17 protein-coding genes are annotated in these 18,575 nt (G+C 70.4%); 16 read left to right on the top strand and 1 reads right to left on the bottom strand.

Annotation, left to right across the window (positions count from 1 at the left end):
* Positions 1 to 160: 160 nt before the first annotated feature.
* Positions 161 to 1,375: a PucR-like N-terminal domain-containing protein gene (locus IG90_RS0130780; RefSeq protein ID WP_030591789.1), complete on the bottom strand. Its 1,215-nt coding sequence runs from the start codon at positions 1,373 to 1,375 to the stop codon at positions 161 to 163.
* 812 nt (positions 1,376 to 2,187) lie between these two features.
* Here IG90_RS0130780 and IG90_RS0130775 point away from each other — a divergent pair.
* From IG90_RS0130775 to IG90_RS0130700, 16 genes are all read left to right on the top strand, one after another.
* Positions 2,188 to 3,123: a hypothetical protein gene (locus tag IG90_RS0130775; protein ID WP_030591786.1), complete on the top strand. Its 936-nt coding sequence runs from the start codon at positions 2,188 to 2,190 to the stop codon at positions 3,121 to 3,123.
* A gap of 163 nt (positions 3,124 to 3,286) precedes the next feature.
* Entirely contained in the window at positions 3,287 to 3,943 is a 657-nt protein-coding gene (locus IG90_RS0130770) for a hypothetical protein (protein WP_030591783.1), read from the top strand.
* 373 nt (positions 3,944 to 4,316) lie between these two features.
* Positions 4,317 to 5,807 (top strand): DUF6801 domain-containing protein, encoded by a 1,491-nt coding sequence (locus IG90_RS0130765; RefSeq protein ID WP_030591780.1) that lies wholly within the window; start codon positions 4,317 to 4,319, stop codon positions 5,805 to 5,807.
* Positions 5,808 to 6,348: 541 nt separating this feature from the next.
* Positions 6,349 to 7,335 carry an ABC transporter ATP-binding protein gene (locus IG90_RS0130760; RefSeq protein ID WP_030591777.1) on the top strand — a complete coding sequence of 329 codons (987 nt, stop codon included), beginning with the start codon at positions 6,349 to 6,351 and terminating at the stop codon, positions 7,333 to 7,335.
* Complete coding sequence (locus tag IG90_RS0130755) at positions 7,332 to 8,198, top strand: MlaE family ABC transporter permease (RefSeq protein ID WP_030591774.1); 867 nt, start codon at positions 7,332 to 7,334, stop codon at positions 8,196 to 8,198. Before IG90_RS0130760 ends, IG90_RS0130755 begins: the two co-directional genes overlap by 4 nt.
* A 3-nt stretch (positions 8,199 to 8,201) precedes the next feature.
* On the top strand, positions 8,202 to 9,005 hold the full coding sequence (locus tag IG90_RS0130750; RefSeq protein ID WP_106973001.1) for an MlaE family ABC transporter permease: 804 nt from the start codon (positions 8,202 to 8,204) through the stop codon (positions 9,003 to 9,005).
* Positions 9,005 to 10,303, top strand: coding sequence for an MCE family protein (locus IG90_RS0130745; protein WP_030591768.1), 1,299 nt, complete (start codon positions 9,005 to 9,007; stop codon positions 10,301 to 10,303). Before IG90_RS0130750 ends, IG90_RS0130745 begins: the two co-directional genes overlap by 1 nt.
* Positions 10,300 to 11,331 (top strand): MCE family protein, encoded by a 1,032-nt coding sequence (locus IG90_RS0130740; RefSeq protein WP_030591765.1) that lies wholly within the window; start codon positions 10,300 to 10,302, stop codon positions 11,329 to 11,331. Before IG90_RS0130745 ends, IG90_RS0130740 begins: the two co-directional genes overlap by 4 nt.
* Positions 11,328 to 12,347: an MCE family protein gene (locus IG90_RS0130735; protein ID WP_030591763.1), complete on the top strand. Its 1,020-nt coding sequence runs from the start codon at positions 11,328 to 11,330 to the stop codon at positions 12,345 to 12,347. Before IG90_RS0130740 ends, IG90_RS0130735 begins: the two co-directional genes overlap by 4 nt.
* 1 nt (position 12,348) lies before the next feature.
* Positions 12,349 to 13,479: an MCE family protein gene (locus IG90_RS0130730; RefSeq protein WP_030591760.1), complete on the top strand. Its 1,131-nt coding sequence runs from the start codon at positions 12,349 to 12,351 to the stop codon at positions 13,477 to 13,479.
* Positions 13,476 to 14,729 carry an MCE family protein gene (locus tag IG90_RS0130725; RefSeq protein ID WP_030591757.1) on the top strand — a complete coding sequence of 418 codons (1,254 nt, stop codon included), beginning with the start codon at positions 13,476 to 13,478 and terminating at the stop codon, positions 14,727 to 14,729. Before IG90_RS0130730 ends, IG90_RS0130725 begins: the two co-directional genes overlap by 4 nt.
* The gene (locus IG90_RS0130720) at positions 14,726 to 15,961 is read left to right on the top strand and encodes an MCE family protein (RefSeq protein ID WP_030591754.1); all 1,236 of its coding nucleotides are present in this window, start codon (positions 14,726 to 14,728) and stop codon (positions 15,959 to 15,961) included. Before IG90_RS0130725 ends, IG90_RS0130720 begins: the two co-directional genes overlap by 4 nt.
* Entirely contained in the window at positions 15,958 to 16,479 is a 522-nt protein-coding gene (locus tag IG90_RS0130715) for a hypothetical protein (protein WP_030591751.1), read from the top strand. The genes IG90_RS0130720 and IG90_RS0130715 overlap by 4 nt, the downstream gene beginning before the upstream one ends.
* The gene (locus IG90_RS0130710) at positions 16,476 to 17,102 is read left to right on the top strand and encodes a hypothetical protein (protein ID WP_106973000.1); all 627 of its coding nucleotides are present in this window, start codon (positions 16,476 to 16,478) and stop codon (positions 17,100 to 17,102) included. The genes IG90_RS0130715 and IG90_RS0130710 overlap by 4 nt, the downstream gene beginning before the upstream one ends.
* A gap of 164 nt (positions 17,103 to 17,266) precedes the next feature.
* The gene (locus IG90_RS0130705; protein WP_030591745.1) at positions 17,267 to 17,764 is read left to right on the top strand and encodes a nuclear transport factor 2 family protein; all 498 of its coding nucleotides are present in this window, start codon (positions 17,267 to 17,269) and stop codon (positions 17,762 to 17,764) included.
* 61 nt (positions 17,765 to 17,825) lie between these two features.
* The gene (locus tag IG90_RS0130700) at positions 17,826 to 18,572 is read left to right on the top strand and encodes a hypothetical protein (protein ID WP_030591743.1); all 747 of its coding nucleotides are present in this window, start codon (positions 17,826 to 17,828) and stop codon (positions 18,570 to 18,572) included.
* Positions 18,573 to 18,575 lie beyond the last annotated feature (3 nt).

Here is an 18,575-nt window from a genome sequence, read left to right as displayed (position 1 = left end):
CGGGCCCGCCGCCTGACGAGCGGCAGGTTCCTCCCTGTGTACGGGACGCGGTTCCGGGTTTCTCGCCGGATACGTCTCCGTGTCGCAACCGTTTGGGACTGACCGTCTATTTCGCCTTACGCGCCGGTAAGTTGACCCGCCGCGCCGAACGTGATCCGGATCAGGGGGATGTGCCGGTGGAACGGGAGCGCAGGCGCAGCGCGCGCAGGACGGCCTCGGTGGCGAATCGGCGCTCGGGATCGACGAGTTGGTCACCGAAGATGGTCTCCAGGCTCCGCATGCGGTAGCGCACGGTCTGCGGGTGGACATCCAGCAGAGCCCCCATCTGCGCCGCGGTGCCCCGGGTGTCGAGCCAGATCCGCAGCGTCTCGACCAGCCGTTCGCGGCGGGTGGCGCTGATCCCCGCGACGGCGGCCAGTTCCCGCTGGGCGAGCTGGTCCAGCAGGGCGGGGTCGGACAGCAGCCACAGGGTGGTGAGGTGGTCCTCGCAGCGGATCAGCGGAGCGTCGTCGATCACGCCGGAGTCGACGAGCTCCAGCACCCGGCGGGCCCAGCGGATCGACTCGCAGGCCAGCGCCGTGGGGACGGTCAGTCCGATCGCCGCACGGCCCGCCGGCAGGGCCTGTTCGAGCATGGATCTCCGTGCGTCGTCCAGTGCTCCCGGGATCAGCAGGTGGGGCTGTGGGGCGCTGAGGTCGACGAGCAGGTCACGGTCCGCGCTGAGCCGGTCCAGCTCCGCCGGGGCCCGGACGGCGATCAAGGTGACCTCCTGCGGCAGCGGCCACCCGGCCTGCTCGCACAGATCGGCGATGGCGCCGCCCGGGGCCGGGCGCCCGGCGAGGATGAGGTGGAGCAGGCGGCGGCGCAGCGCCTCGCTGTGCTCGCCCGACTGGGACTGCACCTCCAGGAACCCTTCCCGGGAAAGCGATTCCAGTTCGTCGACGTACGCGAAGAGCGCGTCGGCGAAGCTCAGCATCAAGGTGGGGGACAGGTGATAGCTCTGCCCGACCTTCTTCGCCCGCCGCAGCGCCACCCGTGCGCCGAGCCGGTAGGCCCCCTGGAGGGTGTCCATGCTCCGGCCCTCGTACGCCTCGAACCGCCCGAACCGCCGGCACATGTCGTCCCGGAGCGTGGTGGGGGAGGAGGGCTCGGCCACCAGATCGACGAAGGAGGCGAGGCTCAGCTCCACGCCCACCCGGATGGCCTGCCCGTTCGGGCCGTCGAGCAGTCGGGCGTACTCCGGATAGGCCCGGGTGACCTCGACGCCGATTTCCTTGATGAGGCTGGGCAGTTCGGGCCGCATGATCGCCGCGAATTCCTGGGGGAGGGGCCCCAGTGGGTCTTCGGTATCCAGCGGCTGTATGAGATGTGCCATGACATGTCCCCTTGCTCTCGGCGCCCGGTGGTGGGGTGAGGCGGTGGGGGGAAAGCGCTCCCACGAACCGACAGGTGCGTACCAAGTCCGCGACGAAGATAGACCAAGGAACAGGCACTGCACACCACTTGGACAAGATCGAAGTGCAGGGGGCACGCATCCTGGCCGCACTGTGCGACTTCCGTGCAGGTCGGGCGGTACTACGCGCTTTCGGACAATGAATTTCGGCCGCCTGCTCCGGCGATGACAACAAAGCCGTTCCACGGCGACCGAGTTGTTCCCGGCATGGTGCGCACCGCGTCGGCCGGCCTTTGTGGCGGCCGGGCGCACGGGCGGCTCACCACGGAGAACGCGGGTGAAAGCCCCTTCCTCGACAGGCATTTCCGGCCGCGTGGCCGATTCTGCGTGCGGTCGGCGAGTGGGCGGAGGCAGGGCTTCCGTGGCCCGTCGCTCCGGCGGCGCCACGTGCGCACGACGCGCGGGGTTCCGGCCGCCGCTGCGTAATTCCATGCCGCCGGGTGCGCATTCCTTGATAAGGAGACCGTGCTCCCATGCTCATTTCCGGATCAAAAATAGTGCGGCGCAAAGAATCTTAGACGGACGGATTGTGTCGCCCGGTTTCCCGCGAGTAACATCACGCCTCGATCAATTCGGTCAAGAAATCTGCCCGAAATTTGATGCTCCGATCCTCCGCCTTTGGGCCCACCCGAGGCTCCATCACCGTCGACGGTCGTCGCGGTGCGGGCATGCATTGCAGAACCGGTCAACTTCGTGCACGAGGCCGCACCACGGCGGCCGACAGAGGGGACGACATGAGATCCGTTTCCAATCGAACCCGCGTAGGTCTGCTCGCGGCATTCACGGCGTTCAGCGCTCTGCTCTCCACCGGATCGGCCACCGCCGCCACCCAGCTCAACGGCGACTGGGCGCCCTTCGACCGCTGCCCGGTCGACGCGCCCGCCATGCTGGCCGCCGACGGGATCAACACCATCGCGACCTGCATAGCGTCGAGCTCGGCCACCGGGTCCATCACGCTGGGCAAGACGCAGGTCACCACGGGCCGTACCGATCTGCAGCTCGGCGTCATCCAGCGCGCCGACGGCACCGCCTCGCTGGTGGCTCCGCCCGAGGGGGCGCTGACCGCGGACCCGGCGGAGATCCCGGGCGGGCTGATCGGGCTGATGTGCCCCAGCGGAATTCCGCTCGTATCAGGAATCTGCCGCCAGCTGACGGACAACAATCTCAACCGTGTGACCGCCACCATCGAACCGGCCGGAGCGCCGCGCGACTTCAATATGAGCGCCGCTTTCTCCACCGGTGAGCCCATTCTCACCATCCCGGTCCGCATCCACCTCAAGAATCCGTTCCTGGGTGACAAGTGCTACATCGGGACCACCGCGAATCCGGTGCTCCTGAAGCCGCAGAACGTGACGGCGCCGACCCTGTCGCTCCAGCGGTTCGCGGCCGACGGCACCCCGAACGACGACGAGGGTGAGATGGGGCGCTACACCTTCGAAGGCGCCGACCAGGGCGATGCGGCCTTCGCCGTTCCGGGGGCCAGCGGCTGCGGGGCCGGGCTCCTGGACTGGGCGGTGAACCTCAAGACCGGCCTCCCGTCCGCCGCCGGGAAGAACAGCGTGACGCTGGACGCCACCTCGACGTACTTCGGCAGCCCCTACGACCCCGCCGGCCTCGCACCCGACGAGGGCAGGAAGCTGTCGGAATTCTGGCACTCCGCGAAGCGGTAGGCCTTCCCCCCCGGTACGAGGAGGTGACGCGAAAGCCGCCCTCACGTCCACCCTCATGGAACCGCCGAGTGCCGCACCGTCCGGCACGGCGAACAACAGCGCACGAACCTCTCCAGTCACGTTCGACCGAATCCCCAACGGGACGAGAAAAGGGAGTACCCCCATGTTCAAGCGAACCGGTGTCCTGACCGCGATCGGTGCCGCCGCGGCATCCGTCGTCCTGGCCGCCCCCTCGGCCGTCGCCGCGCCGACCAGCTGGACGATCAGCCCGACCGGTGCCTTCAAGGGCAGCGCCGGAGTGACCGTCCTGACCGACAACAACGGCAACAAGATCCAGTGTGCCTCCTCCGCAGCCTCGGGCTCGGCGCCGACCTCCCCGGTCGCCGGGAGCCCGGCCAAGCTCGCGTCCATCTCGGCGATCTCGTTCAACTCGCCGTGCACCGGGCCGTTCAGCTCCACGTGGACGGTGACCACCACGCCGCCGTGGGAGATCTGGGGCCTGGACTACACGGCGGGCGCCGGCACCAACTCCACGGGCCAGACGACCGGTGAGATCAGAGCGATCAAGGCGAAGGTGTCCGGGAGCAGCATCCTCGGACCCTGCACCTTCGACGTGACCGGCAAGGTCGCGGCCAAGTACAACAACCCGAGCGCGGGCGGCAGCAACGGCACCCTGAGCACCGCGGGCGGCGGGCTCACCCTGGCCATCGCCAACAAGGTCGGCGGCGGCTGCGGCATCGTCGGCACCACCGCCAGTTTCCAGGGTCTGTACACCATCGTGAACACGGCATCGGGCAAGTCCCCGGTCATCAGCGGCTGACCCACCGCCGATGACGTCCTGTACGTGAGCGTCGTGCCCGGCCGAGCGCACCCGACGGCCGGGCACGTCCTCATTTTCCGCGCACCCGCCGACAAGGGCGCGACGGTGGATTGTCACCGTCTGCCAAAGTCCGCGGGCCGGAGACCCGATCGGGAACCCGGCCCTTCCCAGGCGTCGTCGGCGTGCGTACCGTACCCGTCGGTAGGGCGATCCGAAGCCCGGCCGAGCCCGGTCGACGTACGGCCGAACCCCGCTCGACGTCCGTTCGCGGTCCGCTCGGCCTCCGCCCGCAGGGGCCGTCGCCGCGAAGCGGACCCGCAGTCCGCAGCCACCCCCTCCTCTGGGCCCACGCGCGCCGGAAGGACACATCCGTATGACCGTCGATGCACGCGCCGCAGCGAGAGCACCGATCCACTGGGCCGTGGGCGGAGCGCTCGTCGTCGCCACCGCGCTCGTCCCCAGCGCCGAATCGGCCGCCGCGGAACAGAAGTCGGAGGTCACCCTCCGCTACGCCTGTCCCTTTCCCTCCGGGCCCGAGGAGGTGGACGTCGTCGTCTCGGCGGTCCTCCCCACCTCGGTCCGCACGGGCGAGGAGATCCGCCCCGGCCAGGTCTCGGTGGACGTGAACCTGCCGCCCACGGCGCTCGCCCGGTTCCGTGACCTCGACGCCGAAACCCTGTCGGCCGTCGCGCGGCTCACCGTCCGCAACACCGTCGGCGACCGGTCCGCCGACGCCTCCTGGCAGGACCTGACCGCCCCGCCCGTCGCCCTGCCGGACGAGGGCGAACTGGCCCTGACCGCGACCGGGGACGTGCCGACGGTCTCCTTCGGCAGCCCCGGGCGGGCGACGCTGGCGCCCGCCGCGCTCGCCCTCTCGCTGGCCTCCCGCACGGAGGCCGGCGAGCCGACCGCACCCCCGGGCCTCGACGTCGCCTGCGAGCCGGTCCCGGGTCAGGAGCCCGAACTGACCGCGATCACGGTCCGCGGCGACACCGACCCCACGGCCCCCGCCCCCCGGCCCGGGGAGAGCGACCCCGCACCGGAACCCACGCCCGGCCGCCCGGACGAGGGCCTGCCGCCCACCGCACGGGAGAAGATCGACGCCCTCACCGACGAACGGCTCGAAGCGCTCGCCGACGAGGACCCGGGCAGCTGCCCGATCGAGATCCCGCCCGAGTGGGTGATGACGACCGCGGAGACCTACGCGGCCGGCTACGCCAACGCCGCCAAGCTGGACGGCGCGGCGGCCCTGGGGCCGGCGTTCATGAAGGTGGTGCTGAACAAGCGCTACATCAACGACTCCTGCGCCTCGACCGTCGACGTCACGTCGGAGGTGAACTTCGACTACGAGGGACGCCGTCAACTCCCGCCGACGAAGGCCACGTTCCTCAGTTACGGATTCATGCCGACGACCGCGACCATGACACTGGAACAGGTCGGCCCCCCGGCCGCGATCCACACCCACACGGTCACCAACACGCCGACCTACCCGGAGGAGACGACGGTCACGGCCCAGCTCGTCATGCGGCTCTCCGACGTGAAGGTGAACGGGGTGCCCCTGGACGTGGGCCCCGACTGCCGCACGGAACGGCCCTTCGAACAGGTGCTGAGGGGGTACGGCCAGAGCTATCCACCGGCCGGCTACCTCGTGGCGTTCGGCGGCACCCTGACCGGCTACGCCCATATCCCACCGTTCGAGGGGTGCGGGGTGGGCGAGGACCTCGACCCGATCTTCACCTCGGCCATCTCCAGTCCGGGCAAGAAGGCCGACAACTACACCAAGATGACCCAGGCCCCCCTGTGTGTGGCCACCAACCCGGAAGGGCCCGACTGCCCGCCGAGGGTGCCCGACCCCGAACGGTGAGCTGAACACCCTCCGAGCCCCTCCGGCCCCAGGACCGGAGGGGCTCCTCCGTGCCCGCAGGGCAGGCCCGCCGGCCCTGTGATTCCTCATCATCCGACAGGTTTGGCAACCGGATTGCTCACCCGTGAACAATCCTCAGCGGCTCATGAATTCTTGCCGAGGAAAATCTGTACCCAGTATTGCGAAGTCAGGTTACCGGCCCGTAGCGTCCCAGGCGTGCCGATCGAATACCCCTGCCAACCAGCTCGGCCCACACACTCGGGCCCGGTTTGCTCCGCTCCGGTCCGGGAACACCCCGGGTCGAACGTCCGGGTACTTGCGCAGATTTCGACAAGGACGGGAACCGGCCTTGTCACCGAATGACAAGTGATCCATTCTCAGCACCGTGTTCGTCGATCTCCGCTGTTCAACGGCTTGCCCTGGCGGTTTCGGCGGACATAACGTGCGCCCCCTGGTGCATGTGTGACGAGCCGCCATCGCTTTTCTCAGAGCCGGAGCGCTAAACGATGAACACGTTCACCGCCACATCGAGGGAGGGCCGATGGGAATCGAAGTAGTCGTCGAAGGCCTGACGAAGTCCTTCGGCAAGCAGAACATCTGGCAGGACGTCAGCCTCACCCTGCCCGCCGGTGAAGTGAGCGTCATGCTCGGTCCTTCCGGAACCGGGAAGACGGTTTTCCTGAAATCCATCATCGGACTCCTGAAGCCCGAACAGGGACGCGTCCTCATCAACGGCGTCGACATGGTGAACAGCTCCGAGCGCGACATCATGGAGACCCGCAAGCTCTTCGGCCTCATGTTCCAGGACGGGGCCCTTTTCGGCTCGATGTCGCTCTTCGACAACATCGCCTTCCCGCTGCGCGAGCACACCCGCAAGAAGGAATCCGAGATCCGCCGCATCGTCATGGAGCGCATCGACGTCGTCGGGCTCCTCGGCGCCGAGGGAAAGCTGCCGGGCGAGATATCCGGCGGCATGCGCAAACGGGCGGGCCTCGCCCGCGCCCTCGTCCTGGACCCGCAGATCATCCTCTGCGACGAGCCGGACTCCGGCCTCGACCCGGTCCGCACCGCCTATCTGTCGCAACTCCTCATCGACCTCAACGCGCAGATCGACGCGACGATGCTCATCGTCACCCACAACCTCGACATCGCGGCCACCGTCCCCGACAACATGGGCATGCTGTTCTGCCGCAACCTCGTCACCTTCGGCCCACGCGAGGTGCTGCTCACCAGTGACACCCCGGTCGTCTCCCAGTTCCTCGCCGGACGCCGCGAAGGACCCATCGGCATGTCCGAGGAGAAGGACGCCGCCACCCTCGCCGCCGAGCAGCTGGTCGACACCGCCCCGCTGCACACCGGGCCCCGCACCGTCGTCCCGCAGCTGGAGCCCTCGCCCGGCATGCCCGTACGCCAGGGAGCGCTGCGCCGCCGCGAGCGGGTCATGTCGATGATGGGCCAGCTGCCGGAGGCCGCCCGTACGGCGATCCTCGACAGCTACACCCCGGCCGCGGGAGGTGCGCGCGCGTGACCGCCCCGATGCCGGTGCGGCCGCCCGAGCCGCCCGAGAAGCCCCCGCCGGTCACCGGCCCCGCCGCCGGGCCCGCGCCCGAGCAGCGGCGGCCGTCCCGGCTGCTCGCCCCGCTCCACGAGACCGGGAAGCTGTTCGCGCTCGCCGTCGCGGTGGCCCGGGCCATCTTCCGCAGACCGTTCCAGGTGCGGGAGTTCATCGAGCAGTTCTGGTTCGTCGCCAGCGTCACGATCCTGCCCGCCGCCCTCGTCTCCATCCCGTTCGGCGCGGTCATCGCCCTCCAGGTCGGCTCCCTCACCCAGCAGCTCGGCGCCCAGTCCTTCACCGGCGGCGCCAGCGTCCTCGCCGTGATCCAGCAGGCCAGCCCGATCATCGTGGCGCTGCTGATCTCCGGCGCCGCCGGATCCGCGATCTGCGCCGACCTCGGCTCGCGGAAGATCCGCGAGGAACTCGACGCGATGGAGGTCATGGGCGTATCACCCATCCAGCGCCTCGTCGTCCCCCGGGTGCTGGCCACCATGCTCGTCGCCGTGCTGCTCAACGGGCTGATCTCGGTGGTCGGCACGCTCGGCGGCTACTTCTTCAACGTGATCATGCAGGACGGCACCCCGGGCGCGTACCTCGCGAGCTTCTCCGCCCTCGCCCAGCTGCCCGACCTCTACATCAGCGAGCTCAAGGCCCTGATCTTCGGCTTCATCGCGGGCATCGTGGCCGCATACCGGGGCCTGAACCCGCGCGGCGGCCCCAAGGGCGTCGGCGACGCGGTCAATCAGTCCGTCGTCATCACCTTCATGCTGCTGTTCTTCGTGAACATGGTCCTCACGGCGATCTACCTCCAGATCGTCCCCGCGAAGGGGAGCTGACCGATGGCGATGCTCAGCCGGCTCGACCGATCGGGCGACCAGCTCACCTTCTACGTCACAGCACTTCTCTGGATCCCGCGCACCCTGCGCCGCTACCTGCGGGAGGTGCAGCGGCTGCTGGCCGAGGTCGCCTTCGGCAGCGGCGGCCTCGGCGTCATCGGCGGCACCATCGGCGTGATGGTCGCCATGACCCTGTTCACCGGCACGGTCGTCGGACTCCAGGGCTACGCGGCCCTCAACCAGATCGGCACCTCGGCGTTCACCGGGTTCATCTCCGCCTACTTCAACACCCGGGAGATCGCCCCCCTGGTCGCCGGACTCGCCCTCTCCGCCACCGTCGGCGCCGGCTTCACCGCCCAGCTCGGCGCGATGCGGATCAACGAGGAGGTCGACGCCCTGGAGGCGATGGGCGTGCGGTCCATGCCCTACCTCGTCACCACCCGCATCATCGCGGGAGTCGTCGCGATCATCCCGCTGTACGCGATCGGGCTGCTCTCCTCGTACGTCGCCTCCCGCTACATCACCATCTTCTTCAACGGCCAGTCGGCGGGCACCTACGACCACTACTTCAATCTCTTCCTCTCCCCGCAGGACGTCCTGCTGTCGGTGCTCAAGGTGCTGATCTTCAGCGTGCTGGTGATCCTCGCCCACTGCTACTACGGCTTCCACGCCACCGGCGGACCGGCCGGTGTGGGCGTGGCGGTCGGCCGGTCGGTGCGCAACGCCATCGTCCTCATCAGCGTCACCGACTTCTTCCTCTCGCTCGCCATCTGGGGCGCCACGACGACGGTGAAGGTGGCCGGCTGATGCGAACATCCAGCACACGCACGGTCCGCCGGCGCCTGGCCGGAGTCACCTTCCTGCTGGTGCCCGCCATCCTGGTGTGGGTATCGGTCTCCGTGTACGAGAAGGACTTCACCGACGACGCGACCGTCACGGTCCGCACCGGCTCGGTCGGCAACGAGATGCACGACAACGCGGACGTGAAGCTGCGCGGCGTCGTCATCGGGCAGGTCCGCTCCATCGCCACCGACGGCGACGGCGCCCGCCTGACCCTGGCCATCGACCGGGACAAGCTCGGACAGGTCCCCGCCGACGTCACCGCCCAGATGCTGCCCACGACCCTCTTCGGCGCACGGTTCGTCGCGCTCGTCCCGCCCCGCATCCCCACGGGCGGAGCCCTGCGGGCCGGGGCCGTCATCCCGCAGGACCGCTCCAGCAACGCCATCGAACTGGAACAGGTCCTGGACAACGTCCTGCCGCTGCTGACCGCCGTGAAGCCCGAGAAGCTCTCCGCCACCCTGGGCGCCGTCTCCCAGGCACTGGAGGGCCGCGGTGAGCGCCTCGGCGAGACGCTGACCACGCTGGACGGTCACCTGAAGAAGTTCAACCCCCAACTCCCCACCCTCAACGCCGACATCAAGGAACTCGTCAAGGTGAGCACGCTGTACGCGGAGGCCGCGCCGGACGTCCTCGACGCGCTGACCGACGCCACGGTCACCAGCTCCACACTCGCCGACCAGGAGGCGCGGCTCGCCGGCCTCCACGGCACCACCACGGCCGCCGCGCAGGACGTCACCTCCTTCCTGCGGGAGAACAAGGACAACCTCATCCGGCTCTCCGCCTCCGGCAGGCCCTCCCTCGAACTCCTCGCCGAATACGCCGATTCGTTCCCCTGCACCCTGCGCACCATGGCCGGCTTCGTGCCCGCCATGGACAAGGCGCTCGGCAAGGGAACCGATCAGCCGGGACTGCACGTGTCGGTCAGGTCCGTCCCCTCCCAGGGCAAGTACGTCCCCGGCAAGGACACCCCGGTCTACAACGCCTCCGGCGGACCGCACTGCTACTCGGTGCCGTACGTCGGCAAGCACGCCCCGACCGCCGACACCCGCCGGGCCGCCGACGTCACCGCGCCGCCGCCGGTCCCGGACGTCGGCGGCGGCGACGCGGACACCGCGCTCGGCCTGCCCAACTCGCCGCAGGAGTCCCGGCTCGTCAACGAACTGGTCGCACCCTCGCTGAAGGTCCGGCCGGGCGACCTGGCCGACTGGAGCAGCGTGCTCATCGGTCCGGCCTTCCGCGGTGCGGAGGTGAAGCTCAGGTGAAACGCCGCTCGCTCGCGGGACCGGTCACCAAGTCCCTCGTCTTCATCGTGGTCACCGTGCTGGCCACCACCGTCCTCGGGCTCTCCATCGCCAACAAGGGCGTCGGGGACACCACCACGTACAAGGCCCGGTTCACCGACGCCACCGGGCTCATCCCCGGCGACAGCGTCCGGATCGCCGGGGTGAAGGTCGGCCAGGTCGAATCCGTGAAGGTCGCCGACCGCCGGGTCGCCGAGGTGTCCTTCGCCGTACGCAAGGGGCGCGCCCTCCCCGCCTCGGTGACGGCGTCCATCAAGTACCTCAACATGGTCGGCCAGCGGTACGTCGACCTCGACCGGGGCGCCGGACCCGTCGGCCGGGCCTTCGCGCCCGGGGACACCATCCCGCTCTCCCGCACCACGCCGGCGCTCGACCTCACCCAGCTCTTCAACGGCTTCCAGCCCCTGTTCGAAGGGCTGTCGCCGCCCGACGTCAACCAGCTCGCCGGCTCCATCGTCCAGGTCCTCCAGGGCGAGGGCGGCACCGTCGACAGCATCCTGCGGCACGTCGGCTCGCTCACCACCACCGTCGCCGCGAAGGACAAGGTGATCGGCGAGGTGATCAAGAACCTCAACACCGTGCTCAAGACGGTCAACGACCGGGAGGCGGGCTTCGACGACCTCGTCGTCACCCTCCAGAAGCTCGTCACCGGCTTCTCCGGCGACCGCGAACCGCTCGGCGAGGCCATCACCGCGATGGGCGCGCTCACCACCGTCACCGCCGATCTCTTCCAGGACGGCAGGAAGCCCCTCAAGGACGACATCCGCCAACTCGGTCGGCTCAGCCGTCAGTTGGACAAGGGCACCCCGCAGATCGAGAACTTCCTCCAGAAGACCCCGGCCAAGATGGCGGCCATCAGCCGACTGACGTCCTACGGATCGTGGCTCAACCTCTACCTCTGCGAAGCGAAGGTCAGCGGCGTCACCCACGACGACGGCAGCACGCCGCCAGGCGGCATCGCGATCACCCAACCGAGGTGCCTGGCATGAGAATCACCCCCATCCGGGAGCGCAACCCGGTCGCCGTCGCCGTCGTCGGGCTCCTCGTCCTGACCCTGCTCGGCCTCGCCGCCTGGCGCGCCGACGCCCTGCCCTTCGTCGAGAGCGGCACCTCCTACAGCGCCGACTTCACCGAATCCGCCGGACTCGCCGACGGCGACGAGGTACGGATCGCCGGAGTGAAGGTCGGCGAGGTCACCGGCGTCTCCCTCGACGGCGCGAAGGTCCGGGTCGACTTCCGGGTGAAGGACGCCTGGATCGGCGACTCCTCCACCGTGGGCATCGCCGTCAAGACCCTGCTCGGCGAGAAGTACCTCGCCGTCGACCCCCTCGGCGACGCCCCCCAGGACCCCGGCTCCCGCATCACCGCGAGCCGCACCACCTCCCCGTACGACGTCACCCAGGCCTTCAACGGGCTGGGGGAGACCATCGGGGAGATCGACACCGAGCAGCTCGCCACGAGCTTCGAGGCGATCTCCGCCACCTTCAAGGACTCCCCGCCCCACGTCCGCAGCGCCGCCGACGGGCTCTCCGCCCTCTCCCGTACGGTCTCCGAACGCGACGCCCAGCTCGCCACCCTGCTCCGCAGCAGCAAGCGGCTCACCAAGACCCTCGCCGGGAAGAAGAGCAGCTTCGAAACGCTCCTGGAGGACGGGAACCTGCTCCTCGGCGAGATCCAGGCCCGCCGCGACTCCATCCATCTGCTGCTCACCGGCACCCGCGACCTCGGCACCCAGCTCACCGGACTGGTCCGGGACAACGACAAGCAACTCGGGCCGACCCTGGAGTCCCTCGGCCGGGTCACCGCCGTCCTGGTGAAGAACCGCAAGAGTCTGGACAAGGTCCTCGCCGCCACCGGCTCGTACAGCCGGCTCGTCGGCAACACCCTCGGCAGCGGACGCTGGTTCGACAACTACGTCTGCGGTGTCGTGCCCAAGAACTACCTTCCCGCCGGCACACCCCCGGCGACCGGATGCATGCCACCCCGGCAGCAAGGGGGCCGCTGACATGAGACGCACCCGCATCATCGGCATCGGCGCCGGACTGGTCCTCGTCGCCGTCGCGGCCGCCACCGGCGTGAGCGCCCTGGAGGAGGACGGGAAGACCACGGTCACCGCCTACTTCGATCAGGCGACCGGCGTCTACGCCGGATCAGACCTGCGCATCCTCGGCGTCAAGGTCGGCACCGTCGACTCCGTCGAGCCGCGCGGCGAGGAGGTGAAGGTCGTCCTGCGCCTCGACCGGGGCGTCGACGTCCCCCAGGACGCCCACGCCGTCGTCGTCGCCCCCAGCCTCGTCGCCGACCGCTACATCCAGCTCGCCCCGGCCTACGACGGCGGCCCCCGCCTCGCCGACGACGCGGTCCTGCCCGCAGCCCGCAACGCCACCCCCGTCGAGGTCGACGAGCTTTACGCCTCCATCACCGAACTCTCCACCGCGCTCGGCCCGAACGGCGCCAACGCCGACGGGGCGCTCGCCCGGCTCCTGGACACCGGGGCGAAGAACCTCGACGGCAACGGCAAGGCCATCGGGAACTCCATCGAGCAGTTCGGCAAGGCCACCAAGACGCTCGACAAAAGCAGCGGCGACCTCTTCGACACCCTCACCCACCTCCAGACCTTCACCACCATGCTCAAGGAGAACGACGGCAACGTCCGCAGCGCCGAGCAGCAGCTGAACACGGTCACCTCCTTCCTCGCCGACGACAAGAAGAACCTCAGCGCGGCCCTCAAGGAACTCGGCACCGCCCTGGGACAGGTCAAGGTCTTCATCGCGAAGAACCGCGGCTCGCTCAAGAAGAACGTCGAGGCCCTGGTGCCCGTCACCCAGGCGCTCGTCGACCAGCGCGCCTCGCTCGCCGAGGCGATGGACACCCTGCCGCTCGCCGCGGGCAACGTGCTGGGCGCCTACGACCCGGCCAACCGCACCCTCAACGGGCGCACCAACCTCAACGAACTGTCCATGGGCGGACCGCTCGTCGACCCCGGGGCCGCAGACGCGGCCGGCCGGCTCACCGGCCTCGCCCCCGTCGACGCGACCCGCCGCAAGGCCCTGCCCGTCCTGCCGCTGCCGGAGGTCGGCACGGTCTACGGCACCCCCGAGAAGCAGCCCGGCAAACAGAAGGGGGCGCGACGATGAACGACGACGCCCGGCGCAGACCCGTCGTGCGGGCCGCCGTCGGAGCCATGGCCCTGCTCGCCACCGGCGCCCTGATCGCCCTGGTCGTGGTCCGCCCCGACGGACCCTCCTTCACCGGCATCGAACAGATCCCGCTGCCCGGGGGCGCGGACCTCGGCGACCGCAGTTACGAGGTCACCGCCGAGTTCGGCGACGTCCTCAGCCTCGCCCCGCAGTCCTCGGTCAAGGTCAACGACGTGTCCGTCGGGCGCGTCACGAAGATCAGCCTCGCCCCGCACGGCTGGCGGGCCCGGGTCACCATGCGGGTCAACGGGAAGATCAAGCTCCCCGCGAACGCCTACGCCCGCCTCGAACAGTCCAGCCTGCTCGGCGAGAAGTTCATCCAGCTCGCCCCGCCCCCCGAGGGCACCGCACGCGGCTCGCTCGCCGCCGGCGGCCGCATCCCGCTCTCCCGCACCAACCGGAACCCGGAGGTCGAAGAGGTCTTCGGAGCCCTGTCCCTGCTCCTCAACGGCGGCGGCGTCAACCAGCTCAAGACCATCACCACCGAGCTGAACAAGGCGCTCGCCGGACAGGAACCGCAGATCCGCTCCATGCTCAAGCGGGTCGACACCCTCGTCACCGACCTGGACGAGAACAAGAGCGACATCACCAAGGCCCTCGACGGCGTCAACCGGCTCTCCGCCACCCTCGCCACCCGCAAGCAGGACGTCGGCACGGTCCTGACCGGGCTCAGCCCCGGACTCAAGGTCCTGGAGAAGCAGCGCGGCTCCCTGCTGACCATGCTGCGCTCCCTCGACACCCTCTCCATCGTGGCCGTCGACACGATCAACCGGAGCAAAGCCGACATGATCGCTGACCTCAAGGCGCTCGCCCCGACCCTCAAGGCGCTCGCCGACTCCGGCCAGGACCTCCCCGACTCCCTCCAGGTGCTGCTGACCTACCCCTTCACGGACGAGGTGCTGCGCGGCGTCAAGGGCGACTACCTCAACGTCTACCTGGACGTGACGGCCCTGCCCGGTACGCAGATCATCCCGCCGCTCACCCCGGACGAGCCCGGGATCCCGCTGCCCCCGGCCGAGGGCGAGGGGGCGGCGGCAGCGGCCCGCAGCGCACTCCCGCTGCCGCTGCCCGCCGTGTCGGGCACGCCGAGGACAGCCGCTTCGGGCACGCCGAGGAGCACCGTTCCGGGCACGCCGCAGGCCGCCGTGCCCGAGGCGCCGAAGACCGAGCAGGAGGCGACACCGTGATCACTCCCGCCATCCGGCTGAAGAACCTAGCCTTCCTCGTCATCGCCGTTCTGGTCCTCGGCTATCTGGGCGTGCGGTACGCCGATCTCGGCCACTACGTCGGACTGCGCAGCTACTACACCGTCACGGTCCAACTCCCGCAGACGGGAGGCCTGTACACGCACTCCAACGTCACCTACCGAGGCGTCTCCGTGGGCCGCGTCGGCCCCATCGAGCTGACCGAGGAGGGCGTCGAGGCCGAGCTGCGGATCGAGAAGGACGCCCCGCCGATCCCCGACAGCCTCACCGCGGTCGTCGCGAACCTCTCGGCGGTCGGCGAGCAGTACGTCGATCTGCGGCCCACCCGCAAGGACGGGCCCTTCCTGGGCGACGGCTCGGTCATCGACGAGGCCGACACCACCATCCCCGCACCTCCCACCGACGTCCTCACCAGCGTCGACGACCTGGCGAGCTCCGTGGACCTGGAGAGCCTGCGGACCGTCGTCGAGGAGTTCGGGGCCGCCTTCGAAGGGCGCGGTGACGACCTCCAGGTCCTGCTGGACACCGGGGGCGACTTCATCGAGGCAGCCGACAAGGCGCTGCCGGTCACCACCCGGCTGATGGCCGACGGTGAGCGCGTCCTGCGGACCCAGGCCGAACAGGGGCAGGCCCTCAGGGGCTTCGCCTCGGGAGCCAAGGAGCTGGCCGCCGAACTCAAGGGCTCCGACGGCGACCTGCGCCGCCTCATCGCGACCACCCCGGACGCCGCCGTCCAGATCAGCGGACTGCTGCGCGACGTGGACCCGGCCTTCGGCGTCGTCGTCGCCAACCTCCTCACCACCTCGGAGGTCGCCGTCACCCGCCAACGCGGCCTGGAGGAACTCCTCGTGAAGCTCCCCGCCGTCGCCGCCGCCGGGGCGAGCGCGGTCGACGACGACGGCGCCCGGTTCGGGATGTCCGTCACCTTCTTCGAACCGCTGCCCTGCACCGCCGGCTACGGCGGCACGGTCTACCGCAACGGCCTCGACACCTCGGCCGGGCCCGCCGTGAACACCGCCGCCCGCTGCACGTCCTCGCCCGGCACCGGCATCAACGTCCGGGGCAGCGCGAATGCCCCCAAGGGCGGCCCGGTCCCGAAACCGGCCGTACCGGGCTCGATGAAGCTGCCCGGAGCCGTGGACGGCGGACCCGCGACCGCGCGGCCGCCGGCCGAGGGCATGGCCGGGCTGCTGGGCCTGGGAGGCGGCTCATGACCCCCCGCAGCCGACGCCGGGCCGGCTGGGCCGTGCTGCTCGCAGCCGCCCTGGTCTGCGGCCTGGGGGCCTGGTCGTACGGGCAGGCGCGCGGCGACCGCACCCTGTCCTACGCGAAGGCCCGCGACACGGCCCTGACCGAGGGCGAGCGGCACCTCGCCACGCTGAACAGCCTGGACGGCGAGAACGCCAAGCGGGTGGACGCCGGCCTGCGGGCCTGGCTGGACTCCTCGACGGGACCGTTGCACGACCAGCTGAAGCGGACCCGGAAAGCCGACGCGAAGTCCCTGACGACAGCGGGCGACACGGCCCGGGGCAAGGTCACATCGGCGGCGCTGACCGCACTGGACGAGCGCACGGGCACGGCGGAACTGATCGCCACCGTGGACGTCGAGGTCACCCCGCGCACCGGCGCGGCCGGCACCCAGCGCAAGCGGTTCGCGGCGACCCTCGCCCGTACGGCCGACGGCTGGAAGGTCAAGGCGCTCACCGCGATCGGAACGGGCGGCGGCCGATGAGAGCACGGGGAGGGACGCCGACGGTGACCAGCACGACGACGGACGCGACGGACGCGTCGGGCCCGACGGACGCCGTGGCAGAGGCGGTCGCGGTGGACGCGACGGACGCCGTGGACGCGTCCCCCCGCCGGTGGCCGCGCGTCCTCGGCGTGCTGCTGACGGTCTCCCTGATCGCCACGGGGGGCGCCCTGTACGCCGAGGGGCGCCAGCTGCGCGACACACCGGCCACCGCGAACCTCGCGCTCACCGACACGGAGGCGACCGCTCGCGTCACCGGCGACGTCAGCAGCGCGCTCGCGAAGATCTTCTCGTACGGTCCCGGGGCCACCGGCGTCACCAGGGCGGCGGCGAAGGAGGTCCTGGCCGACCAGGCGCTCCAGCAGTACGCGGCGCTGTTCGGCCAGGTCGAGCGGCAGTCCACCGACCAGGAGCTGACGCTCACCACCGAGGTCGTCAAGGCCGGGGTGACCCGGCTGACCGGCAGCAGCGCCCACCTCCTGGTCTTCCTCGACCAGGTCTACGAGCGCCGGGGACGCGCCCCCACCACCGCCTCCGCGCAGCTCACGGTGACCGCGGAACTCCGCGGCGGGCGCTGGTGGATCGTCGAGATCGGCTCCATATGAGGGCGGGCCGGAAGCGATGGCGCACCGGTCCGGTTCGGCAGGCAGGGGAGAGGCAGCACATGGCACGTCAGCGGACGGCAGAGCAGGGCACGGCGGAGCAGGACACGGCGGAAGAGGACACGGCACCCGCGGCGGCGGTACGGGCGGGCACCAGGAATCCGCTGGTGATCGCCGCGCTGGCCCTGGCCGTGTGCGCGGCCGGAGCGGCGGGCTGGGGCGGCTGGCTCCGCTACGAGGCCACGCACGACGACGCGGCGTCCTTCGCGCAGGCGCGGGACGACGCGCTGGCGGCGGGCGAACAGGCGGTGCAGAACATGAACACCCTGGACCACCGCTCACTGGAGAAGGGGCTCGACAGCTGGGAGCAGTCCACCACCGGAGATCTGCACCGCCAACTCATCGACGGACGTGACGCGTTCGCGCAGCAGATCGCCGAGGCGAAGACGGTGAGCACGGCCAAGGTCCTCTCCGGCGCGGTGACCGAGCTGGACCAACGGGCGGGCCGCGCAGGGGTGATGGTGGCGATCCGGGTCACCGTGACCGCGCCGAAGGGTGAACCTGCGGTGAAGGAGAGCCGGTTGCTCGGGAGCCTCACCCGGACCGCCGAGGGGTGGAAGCTCAGCGCGCTCGGCCAGGCGCCCGTCGGCAGCACGGCCGGCTGACCTCCGCCCCCGCATCCGCCCGCATTCGCCCGCCCCGCACGCCCGGAGAGGACCCCCGCCCATGTCGACGACCCGTCACCTCGTCAACCGCCGCCGCCGGCTGGCCACGGCACCACCGCGTACGCCGGAGGCGGAGACGGATCCGGCACCCGAGCCGGACACCACCACCCGCGCCGCCTCCGCCACGGCCACCGGCACCTCCGCCACCGAACTCGATCCGCGGGCCGAGCCCAGCACCGAAGCCGATGCCGCTCCTGATGCCCCGGCGAACGCTCCACGCGAGCGGGGCTCCCGTCTCCGGGGCACGCTGCCCGTCGTGCTGTGCGCCCTCACCGTCCTCCTCGGGGCCTTCGCCGCCTGGGCGTTCGCCTCGGCCGACGGCCTCCGCGACGAGCCGGCCCGGCAGAACACCGCGCTCACCGACATCGGCAGGACCAGTGAGGTGAAGGGCCGGATCGGTGAGGCGGTCGGCGCGGTGTTCTCGTACGACTACGCCTCGCCCGCCCGGTCCGACCGTGCGGCGAGCACCTATCTGACCGGCCGGGCCGTGCAGCAGCACAAGGACATGCTCGCCGACGTACGGGAGCAGGCCCCGAAGCAGAAGCTCGTCCTGACCACCACCGTCACCGAGAGCGGGGTCGAGTTCCTCGACGGCGACCGCGCCCGGCTGCTGGTCTTCGCCGACCAGAGCAACACCCGTACCGGCAAGGACGAGGAGACGACGTACGCGGCGGCCATGTTCGCCGTGGACGCCGTTCGCCGCGGGGACACCTGGCTGATCGCCGCCATCGACACGTTCACTCGCTGAGCC

This window comes from Streptomyces anulatus (assembly GCF_000721175.1).
In the GTDB taxonomy this organism is placed as follows: Bacteria; Actinomycetota; Actinomycetes; order Streptomycetales; family Streptomycetaceae; genus Streptomyces; species Streptomyces anulatus_C.
The sequence above is the reverse complement of the archived record's forward strand: the minus strand, read 5'-3'. Positions and strand labels throughout refer to the sequence as shown.